This window comes from Stenotrophomonas sp. HMWF003 (genome assembly GCF_003061285.1).
GTDB classification, from domain to species: Bacteria; Pseudomonadota; Gammaproteobacteria; order Xanthomonadales; family Xanthomonadaceae; genus Stenotrophomonas; species Stenotrophomonas maltophilia_AP.
Genome location: NZ_QAIW01000001.1, coordinates 1 through 4,230, shown reverse-complemented (window position 1 = coordinate 4,230; position 4,230 = coordinate 1). Strand labels below are relative to the sequence as shown.

At 69.2% G+C, this 4,230-nt stretch carries 3 protein-coding genes and 1 pseudogene; 3 read left to right on the top strand and 1 reads right to left on the bottom strand.

The genetic code is table 11. The features are described 5' to 3' along the window. The 3 genes and pseudogenes from DBR34_RS21175 to DBR34_RS00010 form a co-directional block, all read left to right on the top strand. Positions 1–454, top strand: a pseudogene (locus tag DBR34_RS21175) (CvpA family protein); the annotation flags it as partial. A gap of 29 nt (positions 455–483) precedes the next feature. Further along, positions 484–1,950 carry an amidophosphoribosyltransferase gene (purF, locus tag DBR34_RS00015; RefSeq protein WP_038690198.1) on the top strand — a complete coding sequence of 489 codons (1,467 nt, stop codon included), beginning with the start codon at positions 484–486 and terminating at the stop codon, positions 1,948–1,950. A 10-nt stretch (positions 1,951–1,960) separates the two neighbouring features. After that, entirely contained in the window at positions 1,961–2,812 is an 852-nt protein-coding gene (locus DBR34_RS00010; protein WP_128095185.1) for a ferritin-like domain-containing protein, read from the top strand. Positions 2,813–3,070: 258 nt separating this feature from the next. On the opposite strand, the gene DBR34_RS00005 is transcribed toward DBR34_RS00010, so the two are convergent. Then, positions 3,071–4,230, bottom strand: a 1,160-nt coding sequence (locus tag DBR34_RS00005; protein ID WP_128095184.1) for a DUF2235 domain-containing protein, incomplete at its 5' end; no start/stop codon positions are given.

Sequence of the window (4,230 nt, the reverse complement as noted above, 5' to 3'; positions counted from 1 at the left end):
GTTGCTGGCGGCGTCCTACACCCCGATGGTCAATGAGCCCAGCTGGCGCGACTCCCAGCTGCGGGCCGTGCTCGACCCTGGCGTGGCCTGGTTGCAGGCGCGCATGCCGGGCATGCCCGAGCTGCCGCAGCTGCCCGGCGTGGACGCGCTGCAGGGCCTGGCCGGCCTGCCGGCGGCGCTGCCGGAGGTGAATGCGGCGCAACTGCCCGGCGCGGAGTTGGGCAAGCCGGGCCTGACAGGCGATAATGGCGTGCTTGGCGGATTGCTGGCAGGGCGCGGATGGCCGCGACCACTGGATGAAACCCCGCAGCAGGCGGGAGACCCCACCGACGTGGGGGCGCGCAGCGGCAGCCCAGGTTCCTCGCAGCACAACGATCCGGCGCGCGTGCGCCCGGATCAGCCTGTTCCGGCACGGAACGGGTCCCCCGGCCAGGCACGGCCACCTTCACTGTAGATGGGCACAGCCCAGCGGAGATTCGCACCATGTGTGGCATCGTCGGAATCGTCGGCAACCAGAACGTCGCCGGGCAGTTGTATGACGGCCTGACCGTCCTCCAGCATCGTGGCCAGGACGCGGCCGGCATCGCCACCGCCGACGGCACGCGGCTGCGCGTGCAGAAGGCCAACGGGCTGGTCCGCGACGTGTTCGACGCCAAGCGGATGTCGACCCTGGAAGGCCGCGTCGGCATCGCCCACGTGCGCTACCCGACCGCCGGCTCCGAAGGCATGGACGAGGCACAGCCGTTCTACGTGAACTCGCCGTACGGCATCGCGCTGGCCCACAACGGCAACCTGATCAATACCGAAGCCCTGCGCCAGCAGGTGTTCGAACAGGACCGCCGCAACGTCAACACCGACTCGGACAGCGAAGTGCTGCTGAACGTGTTCGCCTACGAACTGGACGCGCAGCGCCAGCTCACCCCGGAAGCGGCGATCCGCGCCGTGGCCGGCGTGCACCGCCGGGTCAAGGGCGGCTACGCGGTGATCAGCGTGGTGCTGGGCCTGGGCCTGGTGGCCTTCCGCGACCCGCACGGCATCCGCCCGCTGGTGCTGGGCAAGCGCGCCCACGCCGAAGGCGATGAATACATCGTGGCCTCCGAATCGGCCGCGCTGGACGTGCTGGGCTTCCAGCGCGTGCGCGACGTGCGCCCGGGCGAAGCGCTGGTGATCACCGCGCGCGGCGAACTGTTCTCCGAGGTCTGCGCCGAGCCGGCCGAGCACAGCCCGTGCATCTTCGAGTACGTGTATTTCGCACGTCCCGATTCGATGATCGACAACGTGTCGGTGCACAAGGCGCGCATGCGCATGGGCATCAAGCTGGGCGAGAAGATCCTGCGCCTGCGTCCGGACCACGACATCGACACCATCATCCCGATCCCGGACACCTCGCGCGACGCCGCGCTGGAAATCTCCAACACGCTCGGGGTGAAGTACCGCGAAGGCTTCATCAAGAACCGCTACATCGGCCGCACCTTCATCATGCCGGGGCAGGGCGAGCGCGTGAAATCGGTGCGCCGCAAGCTCAACCCGATCCACCTGGAGTTCCGCAACCGCGTGGTGCTGCTGGTGGACGACTCGATCGTGCGCGGCACCACCAGCCAGCAGATCGTGCAGATGGCGCGCGACGCCGGTGCGCGCAAGGTGTACCTGGCCAGCGCCGCGCCGCCGGTGCGTTACCCCAACATCTACGGCATCGACATGCCGGCCGCCGAAGAACTGGTGGCGCACAACCGCAGCATCGAAGACATCGAAAAGCACCTGGGCTGCGACTGGTTGATCTACCAGGACATCGAAGACATGGAAGCGGCGGTGCGCGAAGGCAACCCGGAGCTGAAGGCCTTCGATTCGTCGTGCTTCAACGGTGTCTACCCGACCGGCATCGAGCCGGGGTATTTCGAGCGCATCCAGCAGTTGCGCTCGGACGATGCCAAGCACAAGCGTCGCGCCTGAGGCTACGCCGATGGCCGAGCAGTTGCCGCTGGAAGCGGCTGGTGACCTGCTGCGTGCCGCGCAGCAGTGCCTGGCCGCAACGGACCCGCTGCAGAAGGTCGCGCTGACCCAGGCCTACGCGGTGCAGTTTCGTGCGGGCCAGCTCAAGGCCCGCGCCGATGCCGCGCCGCCCGCGCCGATCCGCATGCCGGGTCGGCCGCCCAGGCCGCACTTGGTGCACCCGCGCGACCTGCCCAAGCGCGGGCTGGGCAGTGCGGAGGGACGCGCCGCGTTCATCCATGCCATCGCGCATATCGAACTCAATGCCATCGACCTGGCCTGGGACGCGGTGTACCGCTTCCGTGGCCTGCCCGGTGCGTTCCATGCCGACTGGGTGAGCGTGGCCGACGACGAATCACGCCATTTCATGCTGCTGCACGGGCGGCTGCAGGCGCTGGGATTCGACTACGGGGATTTCGACGCCCACAACGGCCTGTGGGAAATGTGCGAGAAGACCGCGCACGATGGGCTGTCGCGCATGGCGCTGGTACCGCGCGTGCTGGAGGCCCGCGGGCTGGATGTCACCCCGGGCATGATCAACAAGCTGCGGTCGGCCAACGACCACGCCACCGCCGATGTGCTGGAGATCATCCTGCGCGAGGAAGTGGCGCACGTGGCCGCCGGGTCGCGCTGGTATCACTGGTACTGCAAGCGCGCCGGGGTCGAACCGCGCGAACGCTTCATCGCGCTGTTGAACGAGTACGCCGGCGGCTTCCTGTATGGCCCCTTCAACCTGGAGGCGCGCCTGCTGGCCGGGTTCGATGAAGAAGAACTGGCCAACCTGATCGAGCAGGCCGGCCGCACCAGCGGCCCGGTGCGATAGCACCACACCGCGTGCAGCCACCCATGGGGTGGCTCTACCGCATCACGCCCGGGTAGGGCCACCCCATGGGTGGCTGCACGCAGACCACAAGCCCAGGTACAGCCACCCCATGGGTGGCTGGCGCAACACGTGTGGTGGCCGCACGCAGACCACGCGCCCGGGTAGAGCCACCCCATGGGTGGCCGCACGCAGACCACGCGCCCAGGTAGAGCCACCCCATGGGTGGCTGGCGCATCACCTATGGTGGCTGCACGCACATCACACGTTCGGCAACACCACGCGTTTGCCATCCTCGGTGGGCCGGTTGATGTAGAACAGTCCCGGCCCGGGGCGATACGGCAATTCGCGCGTGCCTTCATCGGCGGCGTAGAGCAGCGCGGTATCGCCGAGCGCGTCGAAATTCCAGTGTGCCGACTGCATCAGGTAGTGCTGCCGCAGCAGCTGTTCCTGGGCCGCATCCAGCGCCTGGCCCGACACCAGCCGCGCGGCGATCGGCCGCAGCACGTCGGGCAGGGTGAGCTCGGCCACGTCGTCGGCATCGGCCAGCCAGCGCACACCGGCCGCGGCCGCACGCTGCTGAATCAGCCGCAAGGCCACCCACTGGTAGCGCCCGTCGATGTCGCGTTTCAACACCACCGCAGCATGGGCATACAGCACCCACTGCGGCAGTACGCTGGCACTGCCGGCCACCCGCTGGGCCTGCCAGCGGTGCCACACATCCACCCACACCGCGTCATCGCCCAAGCCCAGCTCGGCTTGCCAACGCTGGCACGCCGCCCGCGCCTGCCGGTACACCTGCGTGCCCTGCAGCAGGTGCAGCGGCGGCACCTCGGTGTCGGCCAGGCCGTGCCCGGCAACGCGCTGGCCGAGCGGGCGGGTCAACAGCTTGGGCCCTTCGATGCGCTGGTCGTAGCCGCCGCCGATGTTGGCGTGCACGCCGGGCAGGGCGATCTCTTCGTGCTGCGGTGCCACCGAGGTCAGCGCGAAGTGGTAACGGTGTTCGTCGCGCGCGGCAATCTGCACCACCTTGGCCGCGCACCCGGCCGGAAGCGCGACATCGGGCAGTTCGTCGCGCTGCTGCGGGTTGATCGCCACCACCGTGTCGAACAGACCGACAAAGCGCGCCGGCCGTGCGGGCACGGCCGCCTCGTTGGCCAGCTGCCAGCCGGTGCGGTGCAGCTGCTCACGCAGCCACGCGCGGCCGTCGGCACGGTTGAGCCGGGTGAGCGCGTCGCGTGCGGATGCGGCGCCGCGCGAGAAACCGAACAGGTCGATATGCAGCGTCTCCAGCACCGCCTGCGGATGGGTTCGCGCCAGCGCGCGCAGGGCCTCGGGAAGCAGTTCGTCCAGCGCCCGCCGCGACTTGGCACGCACCCCGGTGCGCCCGATGCCGAAGGCCAGGCCCATCAGGTCGTCGT